The organism is Amycolatopsis rhizosphaerae, from assembly GCF_007713715.1.
Classification (GTDB): domain Bacteria; phylum Actinomycetota; class Actinomycetes; order Mycobacteriales; family Pseudonocardiaceae; genus Amycolatopsis_E; species Amycolatopsis_E rhizosphaerae.
In genome coordinates this window covers 12,352-37,258 of record NZ_VJWX01000011.1, presented here as the reverse complement: position 1 = coordinate 37,258, position 24,907 = coordinate 12,352, and the positions used below count along the sequence as shown (strand labels likewise).

The following is a 24,907-nucleotide window of genomic DNA, read 5'->3' as shown; positions in this document are numbered from 1 at the left end:
GCCGCTGGCGAGCCCTGCGCCACATCACCACCAGCCCACGCAAGATCGGGGACATCACCAAGGCCGCGCTCGTACTCACCCATTTTGAACACGGCCGACTCAGCTGAAAGACGCTGAGATCACTTCACTGACCATGTAACGGCTGCTGGCGCGCTGCCGATTCCTGCTGAGATCAGCCAGGAGGGCACGCATGGGCTACGGCTTCAATCCTCCGCCGGACTGGCCCGAACTGGCCGCGGGCTGGACGCCGCCTCTTGGATGACAACCGCCGGACACCTGGCCGGCACCGCCGCCGTCGTGGCAGCTGTGGATCGGCGTCGTAGGCGGGCGTCCACACGTGCTGGGGGATCCGATCGACCGCGGTGGCGGTGATCGTGGTGAGGGTGAACCCGACCGAATACTGCAGGGTGCGTACCAACACTTTCTGACCGACTCGATACCCCGGCTGGAACGGCAATTGCGCCAACGCAGCCGCCAGCACCTGCTTGTGATCGGCCGCGGTGTTGGACCCGACGTTGCCCGGCCGCAACATCACCACCAGCGGTTCGCCGGTCCCTTCGGTGCCGTGGTCGGCCCACGCGCCCAACGGGTGAAACCCGTATCCCTGCTTGAAGTTCGGTGCGGCTCGTTCCTTGTCCGAGTGCGCGGTCACCAGCGTGGCATCCAGGTCGATGATGAGCGGATCACCAGCGTCGATACCGTGATCAGGTGCGCGGTCACCGGCTCGTTCCCACGCCACGGCGCGGGACGCGGCCCGCGCCGCTCGGATGGCTCTCACCGCCCGCACCGCGTCACCGGCCAGGGTGGTCAGCAGCCGGGAGACGGTCGGGTCCGAGGCCACCTGCCCGAACACGCCCGGCTCGGCCCGCAGCAGACCGATGTCGGCCAGACAGTCCCCGCCCAGCGCCACCGCCACAGCGAGATCGAGCACGATCTTGCCCGGGTCATGGACCGCAAGCGGTTTCCGCCACGGCGATAACACCGCCGACAGCACCGTGGTCAGACCGGTCTTCTCCGCGGGCCGCAGCAGCGTGACCGCCCCGGCCTGTGACACGACCTCGCCTACCGTCGGTCGACGAGTAATAGTCAAGACCTGTGGATGAAGATCTTTTAGGCTGCTTCGGGTTGGGGTGTTCGTCGGGTCGACGAGCTTGCCGGCCTCGAACGTGGCGCCGCGCGGACGAGCGCGAGGAGTGCTTCTCGAAGGACCCACTACACCCGATCAGATTCGACCCGCCGCAGGTCGCAGGTGGCCGTGGACGGCGTTCCCCGTCCGGACAGACGCCAGCAGCGGTCGGGAAGAGCTGACCATGGGGTGTGCCGCTGCCCATCCGAGGGTGAAGTCGGGATCCGGTGGGGTGGTGCTCGAGCCCAGCCGAGTGCGCCGTGCTGAGTCAGGTACGCGAGCACTGCCTGCGGACGCAGATCGCGCACCGATTAGGTTTCCGTGCCGCGCCCGTCTGTACGTGTGAGTTCGACTCACGGGAGGCTGGCACGATGCGGAAATTGATCTTCGGCATGAACGTGACCCTGGACGGCTACATCGCCGCGCCCGGCGATGACATCGGCTGGAGCGGGCCGAGCGACGAACTGTTCCAGTGGTGGCTCGACCAGGAGCGGGCGAGCGACATGTCGCTGTACGGGCGCAGGCTGTGGGAGACCATGAGCTCCTACTGGCCGACCGGCGACCAGCAGCCCGACGCCACCCCGGCGCAGATCGAGTTCGCGCGGAACTGGCGGGACACGCCGAAGGTGGTGTTCTCCGCGACGATCGACAAGGTCGACGGGAACACCCGTCTGGTCACCGGCGACGCGGTCGCCGAGATCACCCGGCTCAAGGCCGAGGGCGGCGGCCCGATGGGCATCGGCGGCGCGACGCTTGCCGGGGCGGCCATGCGGGCCGGGCTGATCGACGAGTACGCGATCGTCACCCATCCGGTCCTGGTGGGCGGCGGCACACCGTTCTTCACGGCGCTGGACAGCTGGGTGAACCTGAACCTGGTGGAGACGCGGACGTTTCCCGGCGGCGTGGTCCTGACCAGGTATGAGACGAGGCGATGAGCGCGGGCCAGGTGCTCGGCTCGTGAGGCCAGGTCGAAATCCTTCCTGACGTGCTCACCGTGCCCCTCGGCTTCGAGGCAACCTTCCCCGGCCCCTTCGTCGCGTTCCGAGCGAGGTGTTGACCGACTCGCTGGAGATGAGGACGACGGCGTCGTCGATCGTGACGAATTCTTCGGGGCATGAAGACGCCCCGTCGGCGACGCCGGCGGGGCGACGGTGTTCGCGTTGTCACGTTGGTGTTCAGCTGGTCGGGGTGCTCATCCCGCGGCGACTTCGGTGACGGCGGCCCGTGTGCTGGACTCGTGGACGAGCGGGGACTTTTGTGATCACAGTGTCGGGGGCAGGCCTAGCCATGGTTTGTCGGTGGCGTCGAATCCGGTGAGCTCGGCGATCTTCCCGTCGGCGATGTGCAGGACCGCGATGTTCAACAGCCGGTACTCCGGGTCGTCGGGGGTGCGGCGGTACAGCACGGCGGCAGGCATGCGATTGACTGTCGTGGCGATACAGCGCCAGTCGTCGTAGCCGCGCTGGAAGAGCCCACCGGAGACCCAGCCGTCCACCGCGTCCTTGGCCGTCGTGGTCACGGTGCCCGGCTCGGGCAGCATCGCGAAGCGCAGGTCGTCGCGCAGCAGGGAGATCAGCCCGTCGAGGTCATTGCGCTCATGGGCGTCGATGTAGGACTTCACCGCGCCGCGCTCGTCATCCGACAGCTCGTGGGTGGCGGGGCTCCGCCAGTCGAGGCGGCGGTCGGGCAGCTGCTCGCGCATCGTCACGCGCGCCCGCTGCAGTGCGCTGGTCACCGATGCGACGGTCAGCTCGAGGGCGTCGGCGGCCTTCGGCGCCGGCCAGCCGAGGACGTCGCGCAGGATCAACACCGCCCGCTGCCGCGGCGGCAGGTGCTGGACGGCGACGATGAACGCCAGCTCGATCGTCTCTCGCGCCACCACCGATTCCTGCGGGTCCTCGGGGAGTATCCCGTCGGGGTACGGCTGCAGGTAAGGCACCTCGGAGCCGGGGTCCGACAGCTCGGAGGGTACGGGTGTGCGGTCGTTGCGCTTCTCCAGGAAGTCGAGGCAGGCGTTCGTCGCGATCCGGTACAGCCAGGTCCGCAGCGCGGCGTTGCCCTTGAACGACTCCCGCTTGTTCCACGCTCGCAGGAACGTCTCCTGCGTCATGTCCTGGGCGTCCTCGTAGTTCGCGAGCATCCGGTAGCAGTGCACCTGCAGCTCACGCCGGTGGCGCTCCGTGATGAGCGCGAACCGCGCCGTGTCGCCTGAGCGGGCCGCCGCGATGAACGTGGCCTCGTCGGCGCCCAGCGGTCTGGCGTCGGTCATGGTCATCAATCCTTCCACCGGTGCGAGGGGCTACTAGAACTGACGACGTGGCGGAGGATTTCTGATCGGTGAAGCCGGAGCCAGAGCCGGTCCAGGTACGAATCGCCCCTGGCACCGGGTGGTTCGCGGGTGGTGTCGCTACCGAAGGGCAGCAGCGTTCCGTCAGTATCGAGGAACAGCAAGGGAGGTTGTCGGTCAGCCGTCATGCCGCGGTGTCCTCGTTGCGCTCGACCAGGACGCCGCGCTCGAAGCGCGCACCTGCGCGTACGAGCGCGACTAGGTGCGGGGCGTTGACGGCGCGCCAGCGGGCCTGGGCCGATTCGATCAGCTTGAACGCCATCGCCAGCCCGGCCGCCCGCGAGCCTGGTCCTTTGGTGACCTTGGTGCGGTGGCGCACCGTGGCGAAGGTCGACTCGATCGGGTTGGTCGTGCGCAGGTGAATCCAGTGCTCGGCCGGGTAGTTGTAGAACGCCAGCAGCTCCTCGACATCGTCGGTGATCTTCGCGACCGCCTTGGGGAACTTCGCCCCATAGACGGCGTCGAAGGCTTTCACCGCGTCTAGGTGTATGGCGGCGGTCCTCGGCGTTCCAGATCTCCGCCAGCGCTTTCTTCGCGCCGGGATGACCGGTCTTCGGGAGTGCGGCCAGCACGTTAGCGATCTTGTGAAACCAGCACCTCTGCTCCCGCGTGGCCGGGGAGAGCTCGCGTAACCCGCCCCAGAATCCCAGCGCGCCATCCCCGATAACCAGCACCGGAGCTGTCATCCCGCGTCGGGAGCAGTCGCGCAGCAGGTCGGCCCACGACTCGGTCGACTCGCGGTAGCCGTCGGCCAGGGCGACCAACTCCTTGCGGCCATCAGCGCGCACGCCGATCATCACCAGCAGGCAAAGTTTGTGTTCCTCCAGCCGGACGTTGACATGGATGCCGTCTGCCCACATTTAGACGTAGTCCACGCCGGACAGGTCGCGTTCGGCGAAGGCACGTTGTTCGGCTTTCCACTGCTCGGTCAGCTTGGTGATCACCGGCGCGGACAGGCCCTTCGCGGAGCCGGGAAACTGGCCTAGCGCGGGCACGAAGTCACCCGAGGACAGACCATGCAGGTACAACAGAGGCAGCACGTCAGTGATCTTCGGGGTCTTACGGGCCCACGGCGGCAGGATCGCCGAGGAAAACCGCTTCCGCTCACCGGTGCCCGGCTCGACGCGGCGGTCGTTGACCCGCGGCGCGGTCACCTCCACCGCTCCGGCGCTGGTGAGCACCTCTCGGGGTTGGTGGTGGCCATTGCGTACGACCAGGCGGTGGCCGTGCTCGTCGCGCTCGTCGGCGAACGCGGCGATGTAGGCGTCGACCTCGGCTTTCAGGGCTTCGGCCAGCATCCGGCGGGCGCCCTCGCGGACGATCTGGTCGATCAACGATGCCTCGCCGGGGACCATCCACAGGTTCTGATCATTGCTCGTGTCGACCGCCAACAACGGGTAAGGACCAGTAGACTTCGACACCAGAAAGGTGCTCCCCGAACTCGCTAGAACATGACCCTCAGCAAGTCATATTCTTGCAGCTCAGAGCACCTTTCTTCCTGCGCGACACAGCCCCACGCCCAGCCACCGTGAAAGCGCTAGGCTAGTACTCCAGCCGTAGATCGTGATTGTCATGGTTCTCGGGTGGATTGCCGCTGGTAGTGGGGGCGCACACGGCTTCGGCGAGATCGGCATCACCGGCGTCGGCGCGGCGGTGGCCAACGCCGTCTACAACGCCACCGGCAAACGCGTCCGCGAACCGCCGATCACCCTGGACAAACTCCTGTAGCTGTCGCGAATTGCCCGATCACCGGGCACCTGTGGGTGAGGCGCTGCTGAAGAATGCCCGTGCGGGCAGCAGCAAACCCACGAGGGACAACACGATGAACACCACCTGGTGGACGTGATCCTTTCCCGGTGGCAACCCGCCCACCAGGTGTACAGACCAGAAGACCGGATAAAACCACAGCGCGAGCCACGCCCAGCGTTCCCGCCGGCGAAACGGGACCACGGCGATGAGCAGACCGAACAGGCCCACACCGAGCGAGGCCAACCCGTCGGCCCGCATGAGCGGCTCGTCCGCGGCCACCGGCACGGTCGCCGCGACGACACCGAAAGCCAGGATGCCGACACCGACGACGGCCAGACAGACCGACCCGATCATCACCAACCGGTTCTCACGCCGCACACAAGGAATCTACCGTCGAGGAACCCGCGCGACCAGAGGCGCAGTCCACTGCCCTGTTGCCCCAATCGGCTGCGAACCAGCACGCTGAAGTGCGATGATCCGCGCATTCCAGCCAAGAAACCCGCCACACCAACGGATTCCGGCCGACCGAAGCCGCCGCCCAGTGGGCGCGTCGTCGCGCTGCCCACCGCGTGGGCTGGCCGGCGGTGCTGGTGCTCGGCGCCGGCCTGGCGCTGGGGATCGTCAGCCGCAGCACGGTGGCCACCGCGGGGGGGTTCGTACTCGGCCTGCTGCTCGCCGCGATAGCTGCCAGCGCCGCCATCATCATGTCCGGGCGGGTCTGGCTGTTGTTCCCGGCATTCATGACCACCTGCCTGTACATCGCCTCCGGCGCGGTGACCTCCGCCGCTACCTGGCCACGCACAGCACCAGGTTCACCGCAACAGCGGTGTCCTCCGAATGCCACCGGGTCAAGGGCGGCCACGCCTGCACGCCTCACCTGCGCCGACCGGACGGCACCATGCTGGACGACGGCATCTCCGTAGCGAGCCGGATGGACCTCGGCCAGACCATCTCTGTGGTCGAGGACCCGGCCGCCGTCCTGCTGGCCGCACTGGCCGCGTGGCTCGGCCTCCGGAGACCAGGCCCAAGTTCCGGACCGGGAAGCCCAACCGGCACAGCCGGGTCGCCGTTGATCATTTCGCCCGGGCCCCCGGCCCGATGCCGAACGGGGCCCGGAGGGATCACGGATTGAGCGGCGGGGCGGTCGACGAAAGCGGCTCCGGCGTGGCGACGACCACCGGGCTTCGCGGTGCGCTGAACGACTTCGATCGGGTGGTGATGGTGCGCTCGATCGCCGCCGCGCCGTCGTGGAGAGGCACCGCGACGCTGCGGACACCTCGTTCGAGCTCCTGATCGATCAGCACCCAGCCCCGTTCCCGTGCCTCGGCGATCCTGCCGAGCGCAGGTCGTATTACGCGAACGCCCGCCACGATGCATTTCCAGAGTCCACTGCGACGGCCAGCGGCGGAGATGTCCTGGCACAGGCCCCCCGGCCCATGCCACGCCGAGCTGTTGGGCGGTGCTCTCGCATGACACCGCAGGCACCCGGAGCATCCTCGGCCGGCCTGGCTGGACTGCTGCTCCTGACCTGGATGGGCCTCTCACCCGGCGGAAGTGCTTGCTGCGCATCGAGCACCCGAACACCCCTGTCAGCCAGAGGTCCCGGTGTGGGTGCGGCGGGTGTAGGCGCGAGCGGCACGGGCTCGATCGCCGCAGCGGGTGGAGCACCAGTGGCGGCGGCCGTGGCGCAGCAGGTAACGGTTGCAGGGAGTGGATTCACAACTAATGAGGCGTTCGGCGTCAGGACCGGTGAGGAGGTCGGCCGCGTTGGCCGCGAGGATCGCCAGAGCGTGTTCGAGGATCTCGTTGGTGGGGCACGGGACCGCGCGATAGGGGCCGTCCTTCTCGTCCCAGTACAGCAGGGCGGTGGCGGGCACTCCGCTCAGGGCGTCGTTGACTGCGGACAGCGACGCGGGCGAGGCGGGCAGCCCGGCGACGCGGGCGGAGAGCAACGCCCTGACGTGTTCGCGCAGCGAGCGCAGCCGCGCCGCGCACATCTCCTGCACGTCGACCCCGGCCGGCGCGAGGCCGTGTTCCACGAGCCATCGCCCCGTCGCCGCAGGGGTGCCGAGGAGATCGATGAACTGCCCACCCGGCAGCGCGATGGTGGTGTTGACGAAGGCGAGGGCGAGGTACTGCTCCGCCCCTGGCGCGGGCGGCAGCACGGACTCGCCGGTCGTGGTCTCGCTCATCTTTCTCATGGTACGGCTTGTGCTTATCCATGAGGAAGCTGTAGCGTCACTTCACGGATAAATATGGATTCATCCGTGAGGAGATTCTTCGTGGCTTCTGCCGACACAACCGACGAGCGGTTTCCCGTCCGCGTCCTCGGCGGTCCGACAGTGCTCTTCGAATACGGTGGGCTGAGATTTCTCACCGACCCGACCTTCGACGCTCCGGGCGACTACTACGCCCCTGACGACCACCAGCGATCGGGTCCTCCGATCCTGACCAAGACCGCGCCCTCCTCGGTCACGCCCGCCGACCTCGGCCTCGTCGACGTGGTCCTGCTGTCCCACGACGAGCACCCCGACAACCTCGACGACTCGGGCCGTGCCCTGCTCGCCCGCGTTCCCCTCACCCTCACCACACCGGGAGGCGGGCGGCGCCTGGGCAGCGGGGCCAGAGGGCTGGCCGACTGGGAGTCGATCGAGCTGGACCGCCCCGGCGGCGGCACCATCACCGTGACGGGCGTGCCCGCCATCCACGGACCAGGTACGCGCGAGGAGGTCGAGCCGGTCATCGGACAGGTCGTCGGATTCGTCCTGACCGGCGAGGGCCTGCCCACGGTCTACGTCAGCGGCGACAACGCCTCGCTCGAGATGGTCAGGGGAATCGCCGAGCGCTTCGGACCGATGGACACCGCCATCCTGTTCGCCGGGGCTCCCCGCTTCCCGGTTCTCTTCGACGGCGAGTTCATCGTCCTGAACAGTGCCCAGGCGGCCGAGGCCGCCGCGATCCTCGGTGCTCGCCGGGTGGTTCCCGTCCACTGCGACGGCTGGGCCCATTTCACCGAAGGCCGCGCCGACCTGGTTGCGGCGTTCACCGCCGCAGGGCTGGCCGACCGCCTGGACCTGGGCTGAGGCGAACCGGCCGGTTGCTTCCGCCCAGGTCCCACCTACCGAAAGAGCTCCCGTGACGACTTCCGTGCCCGCCCTGACGGGGCACCCCACGCACTCCCAGGCGCAGCGCCGCGCCCTGGCCGTCCTGGTCGCCGCCCAGGTCCTCAGCGGCGCCGGCCTGGCGGCCGGGGTCGCTGTCGGCGCCCTGCTCGCACGGGACATGCTCAGCTCCACCAGCCTCGCAGGCCTCCCCAGCGCCCTGGGCACCGCCGGTTCCGCGGTGGCGGCCGTCATCGTCGGCCGCGTGTCGCAAACCCGGGGCCGCCGGCCTGGCCTCGCCACCGGGTACCTGGCCGGTGCGGTCGGCAGCGTCGGCGTCATCGCCGCCGCTGTGGTCGGCAACCCCGTCCTGCTCTTCCTCGCACTATTCGTCTACGGCGCCGGCACGGCCACCAACCTGCAAGCCCGCTACGCCGGAGCCGACCTGGCCGCCCCCGCGCACCGCGCTCGTGCGGTATCCACCGTTCTGGTCGCCACCACCCTGGGCGGTGTGATCGGGCCCAACCTCGCCGCGCCCACCGGCGACCTCGCTCGCGCCCTGGGAATCCCCTACCTCGCCGGGCCGTTCCTGCTTGCCGGCGCAGCCTATGCGACAGCCGCGCTGGTCCTGACCATCTGGCTGCGCCCCGATCCACTGCTACTGGCTCGCGTCCTGGAAGCCGAACGCACCGTCGCGACGTCCACGCAACCGGGCGATGACGGCGACCAGCCCCGCGTTCGCCGCGGCGGCGTCCTGATCGGTGCGCTGGTCATGGTGCTCACCCAGTTGATCATGGTCGCGATCATGACGATGACGCCCGTCCACATGCACGACCACGGCCACGGCGCCGCCGCTTCCGGTCTCGTCATCGCCATCCACATCGGCGCGATGTACCTGCCCTCGCCCCTGACCGGCCGGCTCGTCGACCGCTGTGGCCGCCTCACCATCGCCACCGCCTCCGGACTGGTCCTGCTGGCAGCCGGAATCGTTGCCGCAAGCGCCCCCGCCGACTCCGTCGTCCCGCTCTCGGTGGCCCTCGCGTTGCTGGGTCTGGGCTGGAACTTCGGCCTCATCAGCGGCAGCGCGATCATCACCGACGCCGTCCCACTGGCCACCCGCGCCAAAACCCAGGGCCTGGTCGACGTCGCCATCGCTGTCGCCGGCTCCGTCGGCGGAATGGCCTCGGGTCTCGTCGTCGCTGCCACGAACTTCCCGACCCTGGCCCTCGCCGGCAGTCTGGTCGCCATCGCGCTCGTAGGCGCCATCGCCGTCACCCGCAATCGATAGTCCACCGTCAACTATCGCGTTTGGACGCTTTCGCGCGCGCCTGATGACTTCCTCACAGCGGCTAATCCGTCGTCGTCGTCGGCGGCCTGCTCCAGAAATCGTCATCGAGCGGAAGTTCGGAGCACGACAGCTTCCCTGGGCTGCTTGACCCACTCCTCGAGGAACGCGGCCGAAGGGGACGGCGGCCATCGCAGCCATATGGCCGCCGGTGGCGACCAGCACGTTCTCCCTCGGGAGTAGCCGGCCTACCGCCGGCGAAGTAGACGAAATGTCTCCGCCCGTCCGACGCGCCACGCGCCCCGTACCAGTCAGGATCACGGCCAAGAAGATTCCACACAACACAGAGGGGATGACCGAGCATGATGATCATCGAGGTGTTCACCCCGAAGGGCACCCTGACCGGAGCCCAGCGACGGGTACTCGGCGCGCGACTGGTGACCGACGTGATGCAGGCCGGGGGCAGCGAGGCCCCCGAGGCGGTGATCGATGCCGGAAGGTCCCTGTGCCACGTGCTGTTCCGCGAAGCCGACGACTGGTACGTGGCCGGGCACCCGCTCCAGGCGGACGCCCTGCCGCCCTACCTCATCCGCGTCGCCGTGCCGGAGAGCTGGCGGGAGGAAATGGCTTCCCACCTTGTCACGGCATTCACGAAGGTGCTCGCCGACATCGACGAAAACCCTGCACGGCTCTACGAGCAACCGGTCTCGTGGATCCACGTGACCGGTCTGCCCGACGGCGCCATCGGATCGATGGGGCAGGCGCTGACCGCGACCGACCTGCTCAAGATCATCACCAAACCGCACCGGGAATCCCCGCGCTCGGCCGCCGACCTGCCGCCGGGCTCAGGACTGGACCCGGTGTGCGGCATGACCGTGCCCTTCGAGCACGCCGCCGCGACCGTGGAACACAACGGCACGCGAATTCCCTTCTGCAGCAAGGGATGCCACGAGGTATTCGCCGAAGAACATGCCCGATGACCGTCACTCCCCCCGGCCGAAAGGAGCTTTCCGAATGCCCCCGCTGTTCCAGCACGTCACACCCGTCCGGCCCGAGGACGCCACCGGGCAGGTGGCCGCCGTCTACGACCAGGTCAACACCGAGTTCAGCACCATCGGCCCGGCGGTCATGATGCTCTCACCCGCACCCGAACTGCTCGTCTCCGGCTGGGCGCTGCTGCGCGAGTCGCTCGTGGCCGGCACGGTTCCCCGATGGCGCAAGGAAATCGTGACCGTCTCCGTCTCCCAAACCAACCGGTGCGCCTACGACACCGCCGGGCACCTCGTGTTCCTGCGGTTGGCCGGCGGCGGGCACCTCGCCGACGCGCTCGAACGCGGAACCACGCCGGCCGAACCGGAACTCGCCGCGCTCGCCCGGTGGGCGCGATCCGGCGGTACACCACCCTTTCCCGCACCGGAGGCGCCCGAGTACATCGGGACCGCGCTCGCACTGCACTTCATCAACCGGATGGTGCTCGCGCTGCTGAACGGCGACCTGCTGCCGGGCAGCATGCAGGAGGGCGAACCAGCCACCTTCGACGGTGCCCCGATCGCCCGCGCCATACGCCGGCAACGCACCCCCGGCGACAGCCTCCGCCTCCTCGACCCGCTCCCCCGCGAGGGAATCCCGGCGTGGGCGGGCGACAGCCCGGTCGGCCCCGCGTACGTGGCGCTGCGGACCGCGGCAAGCCGGAGCCAGGGACTGCTGTCCGAGCCCGCCAGCAAGGTCGTCCGCGACACGATCACCCAGCACCGAGGCCTGCTCGACGACCGTGCCTGGCTGGCGGAATCCCTCGCTCCGCTCGACCCCGACGACCGGCCCGCCGCCACCCTGGCGATTCTGGCCGGGCTCGCACCGAGCCAGATCACCAACGAGGACGTCACCCGCTGGCGGGCCAACGGGTACACCGATCACGGCCTGCTGCACCTGCTCGGCTACGGCGCCATCACCGCCGTCGCTCACCTCGAAACCACCATCGCCCGATGACGAGACACGTTCCGCGGGCTCTGCGGGTTGAGCCTGCGGACGACCGCCGACTTGTCACCGGGGTCCGCCACTACCGCCGCGGCGACGACGACGGGCTCCGCTGGAGTTGGGACCCGCGGCAATGAACACCACGGCCGGACGCCGGTCCGCGATCCCGCGCGGGCTCCCGGCCGCCGAAGCGGCCGTGACCGCGTCCGGGCACCACGGGTTGCTCACGGGCACCCCGGCGCAGGGGTCCGGCATCGTCGGCTGACGAGGCAGCGCGGGCATGACCACCGTGCCGCGTCGCGGGTAGGCGGCCGCGGGCAGGTTCGGCGGGCAGGGGAACAAGGCCTGCGTGGCGCAGCCGACCTCGGCGGCGAGCACCGCGTCCGACGCCGGGTCCGGATACACCGGCCAACCGCAGGTGCCCTGCGTGATCTGCAGCGTCAGCGGCCAACTCGTCGCGGGCACGCCACCGGTTCCGGTATTGCCGTGGAAGCAGTCGCCGGGCGCGCCGGGCGACTCGGCGGGCGGCAGGGAGAGATCGGCTAGGTCGCCGTTGGTGGGATTGCCGAACCCGCCATTGCCGCTGAAGGTGTTGTCCGCGATCTCGTTGCCCCACACGTCGTACAGGCACGGGACGGTGACGCCGAACGCGCTGCCGCCCAGCACGCCGCCGCGACAGTCCGGCACGTTGCTCGAAGAAGCGGGCGCGGTGTCCGGAAACACCGTGGTCAGCACCGCCCACGAACCGTTGTTGACGAACCGGTTGTGCACCACCGTGTCGTTGCGCGCGCCCGCCAGGGAGATCCCGGTGCCGACTGGCCCGGAACCGGCGACGCCCACCCCCGGCACATCGGGATTGTTGTTGTCGTGCACGTAGTTGTTCCGGAACACCCAGCAGGAACGGGTTCCGGTGGGCCCGGTTTCCCCGTTCGGGCAGGTGCCGTCCTGCGGGCTCGGCGGGTCCGCGCTGTTCTGGCTGTTGGTGTCGAACCCGTCCTGGTTGTCGTCGAACTCGGAGTTCTGCACGAGCAGATGGCCGCCGGAATTCGTGCCCGAGTAGCCCAGCGCGTTGAACTCCGCGTGCCCCCGGTCGATCACCGCGTTGCAGTCGCCGCACGCGCCGATGTAGTAACCGGAGTCGCTGAAGTTGCTGGCGTAGGTATCGGTCATCGAACCCGGACCATCCGAATTGGACACGAAAAGGCCGTACTGGGCGGCGCTTCCCGGGTTTCCCGGGTCGTAGAACGTCGACGTCGCGGAGAGGAAGCTGCCCCACCAGGCGCCAAGGCCGATCCTGCCGGAGTCGTCGCCGCCGTTCCACCAGATCTCGTTCCCGCTGCCCGCGCTGCCCGAGAGGAAGTTGCAGACGGTGAAGTTCTCGAAGGTGACGCCGCTGGTCAGCAGGGCTTCGACTCCGTTGCGGCCGCTCGGTTTGCCCGACGCGTCCGGAATCCCGTAATCCTGGTCGGCCGGGTCCGGCGAACAGGGGGCCGCGCCCGGTCTGGTTCCGTCGATCACCACGTCGGTGCGGTCCATGCCCCGCAGGTGCAGGCCCGGCGTGGTGATCAGCACGCCGGCCGGGGCGTTCGGGCTCCGCTGGGGGCCGGCGTAGTCCATCCGCGGGTGGTAGTCGCCGGGGCCGACGAGAATCCAGTCCCCCGGTCCGGCTGCGGCGACCGCGGCCTCGATGCTCGGCTGGTCACCGGCGATCCCGTTCCAGGTCCCCACCCGGAATACGCGTGGCGCGCTCGTGGTGGCGGTTGTGCCGTACGCGGGGACCGAACCGGTCACGAGCGTGGCCAGCGCCACCCCCAGGACCAGGCGAGCCGATCGGGATCGGACGGGCATCGTCGCCTCCTGCCGGTGTTACCGGTACCGGCCATCGATGGTGACACGTCCGGCGGCTTGAGAAAAGCGCTTTCCGATTCCGGGTTACGGACCGGCCGGTACCGACCACAGTTCCGTGGCGCTAACGTACCGGTCCTCGTCCGGGTCGCCCCACCTGTCCTCGGCGAAGCTCTCGCCTGCGCACGCTCTCGTCCGTCACGGCGCCATCCCATGAACTCCCGTGTGGTCAACGGTTTTGGCCCTAGGGGCCCTCATGACGCGGTAGTGCAGGTCGGCCATCGGGCCAGTGCTGCCGAGGTGTACCGGCTCCAGTTCGACCCGCTCGTCCACCGCCAGCCGAATCCCCTTGCCCAGCAGCACGGGCGCGGTGTGCACGACGATCTCGCCGACCAGGCCCGCGGCCAGCGCCTGCCGCGCAAGGTCGGCGCCGAACACGACGACGTTACGACCGCCGGCCATGGCGAGCGCGGCCGCGGCCACCGAGGACGGCGCCGAGCGAGCCGAGCACCTGCTCTGCCGGCTCGGGCATCCCCGTCCCTGGCGGGAGCCAACTCAGGGACATCCAGTCCATTTCATGGCCAGGCCCCGCGACGAACCCGCCCAGTGACATCGTCACGTGCCAGAAAACCTTGCCGTTCACCACAACCAGCTCCCTGTCGGACTCGCCCGAGTCCGTTGTGTGTAGTGACCGGCGACGCCACCAAGACTCATCGTTGTCCGCCGGGCGGCCGAGGATCGCGCGAATTGCCCCGGAACAGCCCAAGCGAGTTTCCCGAGATCGGCCAAATGTCCGCTGTGCGGCGGGTGACCCCGCATCCCGTCGGTGAACTCGGTCTGCGTGGGCATCCGGATAGCGCTTGCAATAATTTGCACATCGTTTGCCCGCCATTTTTTCCGGTAGGTCCTTGCAATTTCACTCGTTCGAGTGTTTTGATCGCTACCGCTTGTCGTGGCCGCAGAGACACAAGGGAGTGGCGATGGTCGGCTTTCGCTCGCGGGGCGCGGTCGCGGTTCGATGGTGCGCCACCCTGGCGATCGTGGGTGTGGGTGCGGCCGCCCTGACCACGGCGTCGTCGGCGAGCGCCGCCGCTGGTAGCACGTTTCGTATCGAAGGCCGGACTGGTCGGGGTCAGTTCGGAGAACGGGCTGGGTGCCGGCAGCCAGTATTGGCATGGCCCGGCCTCGGCAGGCGGATGCGGACTGACCTATGCGGGACAACCCAACGCGGTCAACGGTGTCGGCCTCGCCGGTGGCGACACCGACACCGCCTTCGCCCCGGAAAAGTCCTCGTCGGGCACCTACCGGGTCTACGTGGCCAGCCTGAACCTCGGTTCGGTGAACGTCGCGGTGTCCAACGACGACGGCGCGACGTTCACCCAGACCCCGGTGCAGGCCGGGCTGCCTTTGGACGACCGGGAGTGGATCGCGGCCTACGGCGCGGACACCTCACTGCTGAGCTACCACGACATCGCCACCACGAACATCGACATCCTGCGCTCCGACAACGGTGGCGGCCTCTACACGCAGATCGCGCGGGTCATCCCCGACACCGACTACAAGGCCGGCAACAACGAACTGGGCAACCTCGCGATCGACCACCGCAACCCGGCCCCGGTCGCGGGAGGTTTCTGGGCCTACCAGTCTTTTGTCGCCCCCAGTGTCATGGGCGGAACCACCAAGGACGAAGCCTTCCTCGGGGTATCCGCCGATGGCGGCCACACGTGGACGGACAAGCCGATTCCGTGCAGCACGGCGTTCGGCAGGAACGGTCTGAACCACCAGTTCCCCAACGTGTCCGTCGCACCGGACGGGACGCTCTACTATGCGGTCTCCAACGATGATGCCGTTTACGTCGCCCACTCCGCCGACCACGGGGACAGCTGGGACTGTTCCGGTCCGGTGAGTGTCACCAAGGCCGCCGTGATGCCGTGGCTGGCGGCCACCAGCAACGGGGTCGACCTGGTCTACTACGGCACACCGGATACGGTGCAGGCCGGCACCACCGACACACGCACCTGGTCTGTCTACTTTGCTCAGACGGGGCAGGGCGGCTCGAGTGGCTGGTCGACCAGCCAGGTTGTGCCGGTACACCAGGGAGCCGTCTGCGATGGCGGCATCACCTGCAGCTCCGGGCGGCAACTGCTGGACGACTTCGGTATCGACACCGATCAGAACGGGCTCGCCCACATCGCCTACACCATGGACAGCCCATCGCTCGGCGGTTCCGGCAGCGCCACCGGTTACGCCGTGCAGACCGGCGGCGCTGCCGCAGGTTATCCGAACTGAGGTCGAGCGTGGCCGGTGAGAAGGCGAGGAACCAGGACCGGCGCGGCCCAGCGCCAGGATGATCTCGGACGATCGGCTGAACGGGCACTCCTCGGCCCCGGGATCCGCCTTTTCCACCGCATCCCTTGCCCCTGCCGCGGCACCGATGTACAAACAGAAAAGAACCCGAATCGGGTTCGCGTTCGGCCGTGACGAGTGGTCCAGCGAAGGACATCATGGGTGCCGGGTACCCATCTCGCTGTGCCGCAACCGACAGCTAGGACACCCGCATGAATCGCGTAAGCGCTGTCTTCAAACGCCCCTCGTCGATCTTCGCGTCGGCCGCCCTGGTGCTGGTGACGTCCGCAGCGCCCGCCGCCGCCACCGCCACGCCGCCCACCTACCGGGCCCACGACTACGCCGACGGCCGGGTCCTGAGCATCGACCCGCCTGGCGAGAACGGTCTGGTCAACCTCACACAGCTCGCGCAGTTCGAACTGACCGGGCAGCGCCCGCCCAACAGCAACGATCAGCTCGGACCGTATGCCGGGCTGCTGTACGGCGCGCCCTCACTCACCGATGCGAGCCTGGGGGCGTACTACGGCGACGAGTCGTTCGGGATCGCGCCCGGCTCCATCACCCGCACCGAGCACCCCACCCCCGGGCAACCGGTCGTGATCTACCGCGACACGCGCGACATCCCGCACATCTACGGCGACAACGACGGGGCACTGGCCTTCGGCGCGGGCTACGCGCAGGCCGAGGACCGGCTGTTCCTGATGGACGTGCTGCGGCACTACGGCGAGGGCAGGCTCTCGGAGTTCCTCGGCCCGTCTTGCGCCGACGAGCAGATGGACCACGACCAGCTGCTGCTCGCGCCCTACACGCCCGCACAGGCCCAGGCCCAGGTGGACGCTCTGCCCGCGGAGTTCGGCGCCCAGGGCGCCCTCGCCCGGCAGATGATGTACTCCTATGTGGACGGCGTCAACGCCTACCTGGCACGGACGGCGACCGACCCGGGCGCGCTCCCTGCCGACTACGCCGCGGCCCTGCAACCGCCGCGACCCTGGTCGGTCGCGGACGTGGTCTACGTCACCTCTCTGATCGGCGGCATCTTCGGCGACGGTGGCGGGTCCGAGGTGCACAACGCCGCGTTGCTCCAGTACTTGCAGGGGCAGCTCGGCCCCGCGCCGGGCAGGCAGGCGTTCACCGACCTCAGGCAGCGCAACGATGCCGACGCCCCGACCACTGTGGACACCGCGTTCCCGTACGAGATTCCCGGCCCGCTCGCCCCGGCGCTGACCGCGATGCCCGACGACGCCGGGAAACCGCTGACCGGCGGCCCGGCCGGCACCACGCCCGGCTGCGACCTCGTCGCCGCCGGCCAGGCCGCCACCACTGTCGTGGCGAACCTGCTCGCCATGCCGCAGCACATGAGCAACGCGCTGCTGGTCTCCGCTCAGCACTCCGGGGAAGGGCATCCCATCGCCGTGTTCGGCCCGCAGGTGTCCTACTTCGCGCCGGGCATCCTCATGCAGGAGGACCTGCACTCGCCGGACTACGACGCCGAGGGAGCCTCGTTCCCCGGGACCGGTCTGGTGGAACTCGGCCGGGGCCAGGACTTCGCCTGGTCGGCGACCTCAGCCGGATCGGACCTGACCGACCAGAGGCTCGAACGCGTCTGCGACCCGACCGGCGCGGCCCCCGCGCCGACCGGGAAGTACTACGAGTTCAACGGCCAGTGCCTGCCCATGACCCACGAGACATTCACCGAGACCGCCGTGCCCAAACCGGGTGGCGTCGGCGCGCCCGCCGTGATCACCCACGACATCTACCTCACCGGGCACGGCATCGTGCAGGGCTGGACCACCGCGGACGGCGGTGCACCCGTCGCCGTGGTCGACCAGCGCTCCACCTACGGCCACGAGGTCGACTCGGTGGTCGGTTTCCTGCGCTGGGGCGAACCCGCCCTCACCCACGACGCGCAGTCGTGGATGACCGGGGCGGCCCAGATCGGCTACACGTTCAACTGGTTCTACGCCGACAGCCGCGACATCGCCTACTACAACTCGGGACTCGACCCGGTCCGGCATGCCGGTGCGGACCCCGACCTGCCCACCTGGGGCACCGGCGGCGCCGAATGGCAGGGCTTCCTCCCGGCCGCCCAGCACCCGCACGCCATCGACCCGCCATCGGGCGTCCTCACCAGCTGGAACAACAAACCGGCACCGCAGTTCTCCGCCGCCGACAGCCAGTACGGCTATGGGCCCGCCTACCGGGTGCAGATGCTCGACGCCCAGATCCAGGCCCAGCTCGACGCCCACGCCGGCCGTCTCACCCGCACGAACCTGGTCCAGGCCATGGAAACCGCCGCCAGCCAGGATCTCGACGGCCTGACCACCCTGCCGGAGCTGCTGCCCTACCTTGCCGGACGCGCCGAGCCGGCCGGCGTGCGGCAGATGCTCGACGTGCTCGCCGGCTGGAACGCCACCGGCGACCATCGCCGCAAGGCCGCGCCGGGAGACACCCAGTACGCCGACCACGCCGCCGTCGCCATCATGGACGTGCTGCAGACGAAGTTGATTCGCGCGCTGTTCGATCCTCTCCTCGCCGCGGGCGGCGTCACGGGAGTCGGCTCCACCGGCGGAGCCTCGGCCACCGGTTACTCGGTGCTGCCCATGCAGTGGGTGAACACGCCCAACAGTGGCGGTGCGCACCTGGGCAGCGCCTACGACGGCGGCTACGAGAGCTACCTCGTCAAGGTGCTGCGGCAGCTTCGCAACGCCCCGGTCGGCACGCCGTTCGGCTCCGGCGTGCTGTCGAGGATCTGCGGCTCCGGCCCGGCGGACTGCCCCGCGGCGATCGACCGGGCCCTGGCGGACACCTACCGCACGCTCGTCTCCGCCAACGGCGGGTCCACCGACGCCGCGAGTTGGACCAGCACGCCCGACACGGTGGCCGCCAAGCAGACGATGCCGCAGTACGACGCCATCGCCTTCCGCGGGATCGGCATCGTCGGGCAGCCGGACATCGACTGGCAGAACCGGCCGACGTTCCAGCAGGTCGCCGAGTTCGGCCGGCATCGCTGAACTCGGGCCGAACTCGGCGCGAGGCCGTTCTCGCCGCCGTGAAGGCGGCGGCGCCCCCGCGGAGACGGTGACCGCCGGACATCACGGAGATCATCCGCCGGATCTGCTCGCCTCGATCAAGGGCCGTCGCCGGGAGGAGTGGCAGCGGTGGAGGCCGTCGCCGCAGTGTCACTTCATCAAGGCATACGTCTGCCGCTGCCCAGCCGAGTGGTCGTCGCCGTCTCTCCTGGGGCGCCCCTTCGCCGAGGCTCCGGCTCGCACTCCTGCGCGGTCAGGCGGCGGCTCGCTCGCTGACGGGCCGGCGGCGGAGGGCCGGGCGTTGGAGAGCCGGGGGAAGGTAGGCGGACTGGTCGGGCGTGCCGACGATGCCGGAGGCAGTCCGATACGCAGCGTCACCACCGGATTCGGCCCAGAGCCGTTCGTCTTACAGTCCCCCCGCCGGCATCGGCCTCGGTCTCTCCGTAGCCAAAGGCTTCATCGACGCCATGCACAGCTGCACCATCACCGCCGAAGACACGCCCGGCGGCGGACTCACCATCACCGTCGCACTCCCTGCGCACCTCTCTGGGGCCGCCCCCGCCGACGACTACACACCGATAGCGACCCCAGCACCGTCACACGACCGGTGAACCGAAACGAGCCTCGCCCGCCGTGCTCAGTCCTCCTCGGCTTCTTCGATGGTGCGGTAGCGGGATCGCTGAAGCCGGAGTTCGTCGCCCTGCCGGTGCACGGTGCCGGTGACGCACAGTCGCTGACCGACGTCGATCTCGCTTGCGGCTCGTTCCGGGAACTCGACGCGGAGGTTGCCGGTTGCGTCCTCCAACTGGCCGATGAGCACGGTGTGGTCATCGGCCCGGTCCAGGCGCAGTTCGTGCAGGCGTCCCTCCACCGTGACCGTAGTTCCGGGCCGGACGTCGCCGATGGGGACGGCTCCCGCGGGCGACTGTGGTTCTTGGAGTTCGCCGAGCTCGGGCCGGTTTCCGTCCAACCGGTCAGCGAGGCGTTCGAAAGCCGCGGTGAGGCGCTGTTCTGGCAGGTCGGGGTAGGCCTCGCGGATCTTGGACTGCACGTCGTAGGGCACAATGGTGGCGGCGGCGTGCTCGACCCGACTGATCAGGCGGGCGATGCGGTCGGCGGTGCGGTCGTGCAGCAGCCAACCCAGGACAGGCGCGTAGCTGCGCCGGGGCAGCAGGACGGTGACACCGGTGCCCGGACGGGCGTCGTCCGCGGCCAGTTTCTGGGCCGCCCGCCCGAGGCGGCGGTCCGGGCAGTCGATGAAGCGCAACGGCACCTCGATCCCCAGTTCCTGCCACCGCCGCGCCAGCCGGTCGGCGTGCAGGCGGTCGATCATGAAATGTACGGCGGTGAGGTCGGTACCGCGGAGGTTGCGGCCGTAACGCAGGGCTTCGAGCACGGCCAGGTCGGCGTTGTTGACCAGGACGAACACCTTGTGGTGGGCGTAGTTCGCGGCGCGCAGCGGATGTTCACGGACGTGTTCGAGGATGGCCGCTTCGGCACGGTATTCCCGGTTGAGCCGCATCAGCACGAACACCAGCACTGGGAAGGCGATCACCACCAGCCACGCACCCTCAGTGAACTTCGCCACCGCGAAGATCACCACCACGATGGTGGCCAGGATTCCGGCGCTGAGGTTCACCGCCAGCCGGTACCGCCAGCCCCGCTCCCGGTTGCGCAGGTGGTGCTTGGTCATCCCGTACCCCGCGATCGCGAACCCGGTGAACACGCCGATCGCGTAGAACGGCACCAGTCCGTTCACCGAGCCGCCGGTGACCAGCAGCAGCGCCACCGACAGGACGGTGAGCACCAGGATTCCGTTGGAGAACACCAGCCGGTGACCTCGCTTGGTCAACTGACGGGGCAGGAAGCGGTCTTCGGCCACGAAACTGGCCAGGAACGGGAATCCGTTGAAGCTGGTGTTCGCGCCGGTGTAGAGGATCAGGGCGGAGGCGAGCTGCAGCAGTCCGAACAGGACGGTGCCGACAGTGCCCTGCCCGAACACTGCCCTGGCCTCTTGTGACAGCACCGAAGGATACCCCGCCTGGTACGGGGTGGCGTGGGTGACCGACGCCAGGTAGGACACTCCGCCGACGAGGAATCCCAGCACCGACGCCATCACCGTCAGCACCAGCCGCGCGTTGCGGCCCTGCGGTTTACGGAACGCGCTGACCGTGTTGGAGATCGCCTCCACGCCGGTCAGCGAAGACCCGCCGTTGGCGAACGCCCGCAGCACCACCAGGATCGTGGCGCCCATGATCAGGCCACTGCCCTGCTGCACCGGAACCGCGCCGGCCAAATGAGCGGAGTCGTAGCGGGGCAGCGTGCCGAACAGGCTGCGCGCCACCCCGACCACGATCATCAGGATCACCATGCCCGCGAAGAAGTAGGTCGGGATCGCGAACGGGCGGCCCGCCTCCCGCAAGCCGCGCAGGTTGGCGTAGCACAGGACCAGCACCACACCAATGGTGATCTCCAGGCTGTACGGGCCCAGCGCGGGCACCGCCGACACCACCGCGACGGTGCCCGCGGCGGCCTGCACCGCCACCGTCACCACGTAGTCGATCAGCAGCGCCGCAGCGGCAACCTGGGCGAACCGCGGGCCGAAATTCTCCCGCGCCACCACATAGGAGCCGCCCGCCCGAGTGTAGGCCATCACCACCTGCCGGTAGGAGGCCGTCACCAGAATCAGGATGAAAAGGATGATCCCAGTGATCGGAAGAATCAGCGAAAACGCAGCCAACCCAGCATAAGGGAGCAGCTCCAGCAGGATTTCCTCGGTACCGTAAGCCGAAGAGGAGATCGCGTCCGGAGACAGCACCCCCAGGGCGACCGGATTGGACAACCGCTCGGCGTGCAACTGACTGCTGACCAACGGACGCCCCAGAAACAGCCGTTTCAGAACATAGCCAGCCGATTCGGGCAAAGCGGACGATGAGCCGCCCAGGCGTTGCGTCATGGCCCCATCTTGTGTCACCGCCCGGTACTCCGGCGACGGCGGGTGACCGAGTTCATGCGTGTACACCCACGCTCTCTAACTGCACTTTTGCCGCCACCCCCCGCCCGCCGGCCGCATCGGCCGAGGTAGCGGCGTCCTGGCGCGACAGCATCAAAAAAACGTTAAAACAACGGGAATACACGTATGGATCACGCCATCAGCCCGTCCGTCAGGCGAACGCGGTGCTGCACTCGCGGCATGCGCACCAGATGCTCGCCAGGGGTACCGCTGCCCGGCGGGTTCGGATTCCCGCTCGGCGTCGTGCTGACCACACTGGCCACGCTTGTCACAATCGCCGCCAAAGGGACCGGCCATCCACTGTGGCCGGTGCTCGCCCTGGCCGTGACGGTCGCCACCCTGTCCGCCGTCACGTCCCCACCCGCGGTGGCAGGCATCGCGGTGGTGGCATGGGCACTTCAGGACGGTTTCGTCCTCGGCCGCGAAGGCGCACTGGTGTTCACCTCCGCCTCCGCCCAGGACGCGGTCATCCTGGCCGGAGCCACGCTCGTTTCCGTATCCGTCATGGCGATGCTCCGGGCGCTACGCTCCCGGGTATCCCCAGGGCCGTCCCGCTCCGGCAATGTCGCGTGAGTGTTGGCCGTGAAGGGTCCCTTCACAGTCGATTTGACTGTGAAGGGACCCTTCACGGCTTGCCCCGGTCCCTCCGGCCGGGGGTGAAGGGCTTCCGGACGTGGTCTTCCTCGGCGCGGTCGGTAGCCCGGAACCCTGCATCATCCGTCTGCCCCGCAAGCTGAGCCACGTCGTCCTGGACACGCCAAACATCGCCGAGACCATGACCTTCTACACCGAACGGCTCGGGTTCCGCCTGTCGGACTGGCTCGAGAACCGCATGTGCTTCCTGCGCTGCTCCGCCGACCACCACAGCCTGACACTGACCCGACGGGGGCACGCGGGCCCGAACCACATGTCGTTCGAGATGGGCGGCCTCGACGAGTACATGCGTGGCACCGGTCGCCTGATCCGCGCGCGACGCGAGCCGCTGTGGGGACCAGGCCGCCACAGCGCGGTGACAACGTCGATTCCTACTTCGCAGGGCCGGACGACTTCGTCGTCGAGTACACGACCACACTCGAACGCATCACGGACGAGGAGGCCTGGGTCCCGCGGATCTGGCCGGCGAGCAACGACTCCGCCGACCGCTGGGGCACCGCGGGCCCGGGCGAGGACCTGTTCGCCCTGCAGCATCGCAGCCCGGCCGACGCCGGCTTGTGGACCCCGTCACCGATCTGATCCAGCCGGAGAAACCATGAACGACCATTCCGCGGCGCGCCAGGGGTGGTCCGCCCACAGTGGACGATAATGGGGAAGGAGTACCTATTTCCTTCCATTTTGAACATATAGCACGCTGGGGGGCTTGCGGCAAGGCCCACGACGTGCCGGAGAATCCTCGGTCGTGTCCAGGAACTGCGGAAATGGGATCAGCGAAGTGCGTGTGTTGTCATCGCCGGCCGGGTCGACCGGGAACGAGGCGGAAGACCACGTGAGGAGCGGCCGGTGATGGACGTCGACGTGATCGTCGTGGGTGCCGGTCCGACCGGCCTGATGCTGGCCGGTGAACTACGTCTAGCAGGAGCGCGGCCGCTGGTGCTGGAGCGGCGGCCGCGGCTGCGAGAGACCCCGAAGGCCAACGGCTTTTCCGGGCAGATCCTGGAACTGCTGCGCTACCGGGGCCTGCTGAACCGGTTGGAGGCGGCCGGCACCGGCCGCAGCCACCCGGCTCCCGGGTTCCCGTTCGGGGGTGTACATGTGGACCTCACACACCTGGCAGACCCGCCGTTGCGGGCGCTGGGGCTCGCGCAACCGCTGCTGGAACGCCTGCTCGACGAACGCGCCGGCGAGCTCGGCGCCGACATCCGCCGCGGACAGGAGGTGCTCGGGGTGAACCAGGACGACACCACGGTGACCGCTGATGTGCGCGGTCCGGACGGGCGTTACCAGATGACCGCCCGATACCTGGTGGGGTGCGACGGCGGGCGCAGCCGGGTCCGCGACATGGCCGGCATCCCGTTCCCTGGCACCACCTATCCCGAGGTCAACCGGCTGGGCCAGGTCACCTTGCCCGACTCGGTGACCGTGCTCGGCGACGGCGATCTCGACGTCCCCGGGCTGGGTAGGATCCGTGGGGGTTTCACCCGGACAGACCGCGGTGTGTTCGCGCTCGGACGGCTCACCTCCGGGGTTCTGCTCATTCAAACAACCGAAGACGGGCCCGCCGACGTCGATGATGACGCGCCGATGAGCCTGACCGAGCTGCAGGACAGCATCCGCCGCGTGCTCGGCGTGAATCTCCCCTTGGGAGAACCGATTCGGCTGTCGCGCTACCAGTTTCAGGCTCGGCAGGCGCAGCGGTACCGCGCTGGGCGGATCCTGCTGGCCGGCGACGCGGCTCACCAGTTTCCCGCCACGGGCATCGGCATCAACGTCGGCATGCTCGACGCCGTCAACCTCGCCTGGAAGCTGGCCGCAGCCGTCCACGGCTGGGCGCCGACCGGCCTGCTCGACACTTATCACAACGAACGCCACTTCGCAGGCGAGCGTGCGATGGTCCAGACTCAAGCTCAGGTGGCACTGCGGCGCGGGCATGACCCAGCCGCCGAAGCGCTCCGGGAACTCTTCCTGGAACTGCTCGCCGACGAGCAGCCATTGCGCCGCATGGGAGCCCTGATCGCAGGCACCGACATCCGCTACCCGTTACCCAACCCCAACCAGCACGCCCTGACCGGCGTCTTCGCACCCGACCTCACCCTGCGCACCGACCAGGGCACCACCAGCGTCGCGGAACTCATGCGCCCCGCGCGGCCCATCCTCCTCGACCTCGCCAGTCGCCCGGACCTCCGCGAGACCGCCCGCCACTGGCAGCATCGCATCGACGTCCACATCGCCGAAACCGATCATCGACCAGCCGACGCACTCCTGATCCGCCCGGACGCCCACATAGCCTGGGCCGCGACCACCGGCGAACCCGCCGACACTGCCGCACCCGCGCTGCGAAAAGCGCTTTCCCGCTGGTTCGGCACACCTCGGAAAACAGCGGTGCCCCTCATCGACCGGCCCTCCTGACCGACCGAACACCACCGGCGGCGCATCAC

Annotated in this window: 19 protein-coding genes and 4 pseudogenes; 14 read left to right on the top strand and 9 right to left on the bottom strand. The window is 68.9% G+C overall.

Annotation, left to right across the window (positions count from 1 at the left end):
* Nucleotides 1-301: 301 nt before the first annotated feature.
* Nucleotides 302-1,090 (bottom strand): annotated as a pseudogene (locus FNH05_RS02580) (transposase); the annotation flags it as partial.
* Between the two features lie 407 nt (nt 1,091-1,497).
* Here FNH05_RS02580 and FNH05_RS02575 point away from each other — a divergent pair.
* Nucleotides 1,498-2,061: a dihydrofolate reductase family protein gene (locus tag FNH05_RS02575; protein WP_144585626.1), complete on the top strand. Its 564-nt coding sequence runs from the start codon at nt 1,498-1,500 to the stop codon at nt 2,059-2,061.
* A 326-nt stretch (nt 2,062-2,387) separates the two neighbouring features.
* Here the strand turns inward: FNH05_RS02575 and FNH05_RS02570 are convergent, their stop codons facing one another.
* Nucleotides 2,388-3,395, bottom strand: a complete 1,008-nt coding sequence (locus FNH05_RS02570; protein ID WP_144585625.1) for an RNA polymerase subunit sigma-70 — start codon at nt 3,393-3,395, stop codon at nt 2,388-2,390.
* 202 nt (nt 3,396-3,597) lie between these two features.
* Nucleotides 3,598-4,828, bottom strand: a pseudogene (locus FNH05_RS02565) (IS256 family transposase).
* A gap of 217 nt (nt 4,829-5,045) precedes the next feature.
* Between FNH05_RS02565 and FNH05_RS02560 the strand changes: the two are divergent.
* Nucleotides 5,046-5,201 (top strand): aldehyde oxidase, encoded by a 156-nt coding sequence (locus FNH05_RS02560; protein ID WP_144585624.1) that lies wholly within the window; start codon nt 5,046-5,048, stop codon nt 5,199-5,201.
* Nucleotides 5,202-5,219: 18 nt separating this feature from the next.
* On the opposite strand, the gene FNH05_RS02555 is transcribed toward FNH05_RS02560, so the two are convergent.
* Nucleotides 5,220-5,600, bottom strand: coding sequence for a hypothetical protein (locus FNH05_RS02555; RefSeq protein WP_246127461.1), 381 nt, complete (start codon nt 5,598-5,600; stop codon nt 5,220-5,222).
* Between the two features lie 191 nt (nt 5,601-5,791).
* Between FNH05_RS02555 and FNH05_RS02550 the strand changes: the two genes are divergently transcribed.
* Complete coding sequence (locus FNH05_RS02550) at nt 5,792-6,145, top strand: hypothetical protein (protein ID WP_144585623.1); 354 nt, start codon at nt 5,792-5,794, stop codon at nt 6,143-6,145.
* Between the two features lie 198 nt (nt 6,146-6,343).
* On the opposite strand, the gene FNH05_RS02545 is transcribed toward FNH05_RS02550, so the two are convergent.
* On the bottom strand, nt 6,344-6,592 hold the full coding sequence (locus FNH05_RS02545) for an IclR family transcriptional regulator domain-containing protein (protein WP_246127459.1): 249 nt from the start codon (nt 6,590-6,592) through the stop codon (nt 6,344-6,346).
* A gap of 219 nt (nt 6,593-6,811) precedes the next feature.
* Nucleotides 6,812-7,414 (bottom strand): CGNR zinc finger domain-containing protein, encoded by a 603-nt coding sequence (locus FNH05_RS02540; RefSeq protein WP_144585622.1) that lies wholly within the window; start codon nt 7,412-7,414, stop codon nt 6,812-6,814.
* A gap of 90 nt (nt 7,415-7,504) precedes the next feature.
* Here FNH05_RS02540 and FNH05_RS02535 point away from each other — a divergent pair, with 90 nt between their 5' ends.
* The 4 genes from FNH05_RS02535 (at nt 7,505) to FNH05_RS02520 (ending at nt 11,594) form a co-directional block, all read left to right on the top strand.
* Nucleotides 7,505-8,305, top strand: a complete 801-nt coding sequence (locus FNH05_RS02535) for an MBL fold metallo-hydrolase (protein ID WP_186382337.1) — start codon at nt 7,505-7,507, stop codon at nt 8,303-8,305.
* Between the two features lie 52 nt (nt 8,306-8,357).
* Entirely contained in the window at nt 8,358-9,611 is a 1,254-nt protein-coding gene (locus FNH05_RS02530) for an MFS transporter (protein WP_144585620.1), read from the top strand.
* A 359-nt stretch (nt 9,612-9,970) separates the two neighbouring features.
* Entirely contained in the window at nt 9,971-10,588 is a 618-nt protein-coding gene (locus FNH05_RS02525; RefSeq protein WP_144585619.1) for an eL24 family ribosomal protein, read from the top strand.
* Nucleotides 10,589-10,622: 34 nt separating this feature from the next.
* Nucleotides 10,623-11,594 carry a carboxymuconolactone decarboxylase family protein gene (locus tag FNH05_RS02520; RefSeq protein WP_186382336.1) on the top strand — a complete coding sequence of 324 codons (972 nt, stop codon included), beginning with the start codon at nt 10,623-10,625 and terminating at the stop codon, nt 11,592-11,594.
* 54 nt (nt 11,595-11,648) lie between these two features.
* Here FNH05_RS02520 and FNH05_RS02515 read toward each other — a convergent pair whose 3' ends face one another.
* Both FNH05_RS02515 and FNH05_RS39070 read right to left on the bottom strand, forming a co-directional pair.
* A complete protein-coding gene (locus FNH05_RS02515) occupies nt 11,649-13,430 on the bottom strand; it encodes a right-handed parallel beta-helix repeat-containing protein (protein ID WP_144585617.1) in 1,782 nt (593 codons plus the stop codon).
* Nucleotides 13,431-13,625: 195 nt separating this feature from the next.
* Entirely contained in the window at nt 13,626-13,889 is a 264-nt protein-coding gene (locus tag FNH05_RS39070; RefSeq protein ID WP_246127458.1) for a dihydrofolate reductase family protein, read from the bottom strand.
* Nucleotides 13,890-14,741: 852 nt separating this feature from the next.
* Between FNH05_RS39070 and FNH05_RS02505 the strand changes: the two genes are divergently transcribed.
* The 3 genes and pseudogenes from FNH05_RS02505 to FNH05_RS39975 all read left to right on the top strand — a co-directional run.
* The gene (locus FNH05_RS02505; protein WP_144585616.1) at nt 14,742-15,716 is read left to right on the top strand and encodes a sialidase family protein; all 975 of its coding nucleotides are present in this window, start codon (nt 14,742-14,744) and stop codon (nt 15,714-15,716) included.
* A 269-nt stretch (nt 15,717-15,985) separates the two neighbouring features.
* A complete protein-coding gene (locus FNH05_RS02500; protein ID WP_144585615.1) occupies nt 15,986-18,784 on the top strand; it encodes a penicillin acylase family protein in 2,799 nt (932 codons plus the stop codon).
* A 440-nt stretch (nt 18,785-19,224) separates the two neighbouring features.
* Nucleotides 19,225-19,413: pseudogene (locus FNH05_RS39975) on the top strand (hypothetical protein); the annotation flags it as partial.
* Between the two features lie 26 nt (nt 19,414-19,439).
* On the opposite strand, the gene FNH05_RS02490 reads toward FNH05_RS39975, so the two are convergent.
* Nucleotides 19,440-21,758, bottom strand: coding sequence for an APC family permease (locus FNH05_RS02490; RefSeq protein ID WP_144585613.1), 2,319 nt, complete (start codon nt 21,756-21,758; stop codon nt 19,440-19,442).
* Nucleotides 21,759-21,995: 237 nt separating this feature from the next.
* Between FNH05_RS02490 and FNH05_RS02485 the strand changes: the two genes are divergently transcribed.
* The 4 genes and pseudogenes from FNH05_RS02485 (at nt 21,996) to FNH05_RS02475 (ending at nt 24,878) form a co-directional block, all read left to right on the top strand.
* Nucleotides 21,996-22,388, top strand: coding sequence for a hypothetical protein (locus FNH05_RS02485; RefSeq protein ID WP_144585612.1), 393 nt, complete (start codon nt 21,996-21,998; stop codon nt 22,386-22,388).
* A gap of 100 nt (nt 22,389-22,488) precedes the next feature.
* A pseudogene (locus tag FNH05_RS39970) lies at nt 22,489-22,713 on the top strand (VOC family protein); the annotation flags it as partial.
* Between the two features lie 86 nt (nt 22,714-22,799).
* The gene (locus FNH05_RS39060; protein WP_246127457.1) at nt 22,800-23,048 is read left to right on the top strand and encodes a VOC family protein; all 249 of its coding nucleotides are present in this window, start codon (nt 22,800-22,802) and stop codon (nt 23,046-23,048) included.
* A gap of 267 nt (nt 23,049-23,315) precedes the next feature.
* The gene (locus tag FNH05_RS02475; protein WP_144585629.1) at nt 23,316-24,878 is read left to right on the top strand and encodes an FAD-dependent monooxygenase; all 1,563 of its coding nucleotides are present in this window, start codon (nt 23,316-23,318) and stop codon (nt 24,876-24,878) included.
* The last annotated feature ends 29 nt before the right edge of the window (nt 24,879-24,907 follow it).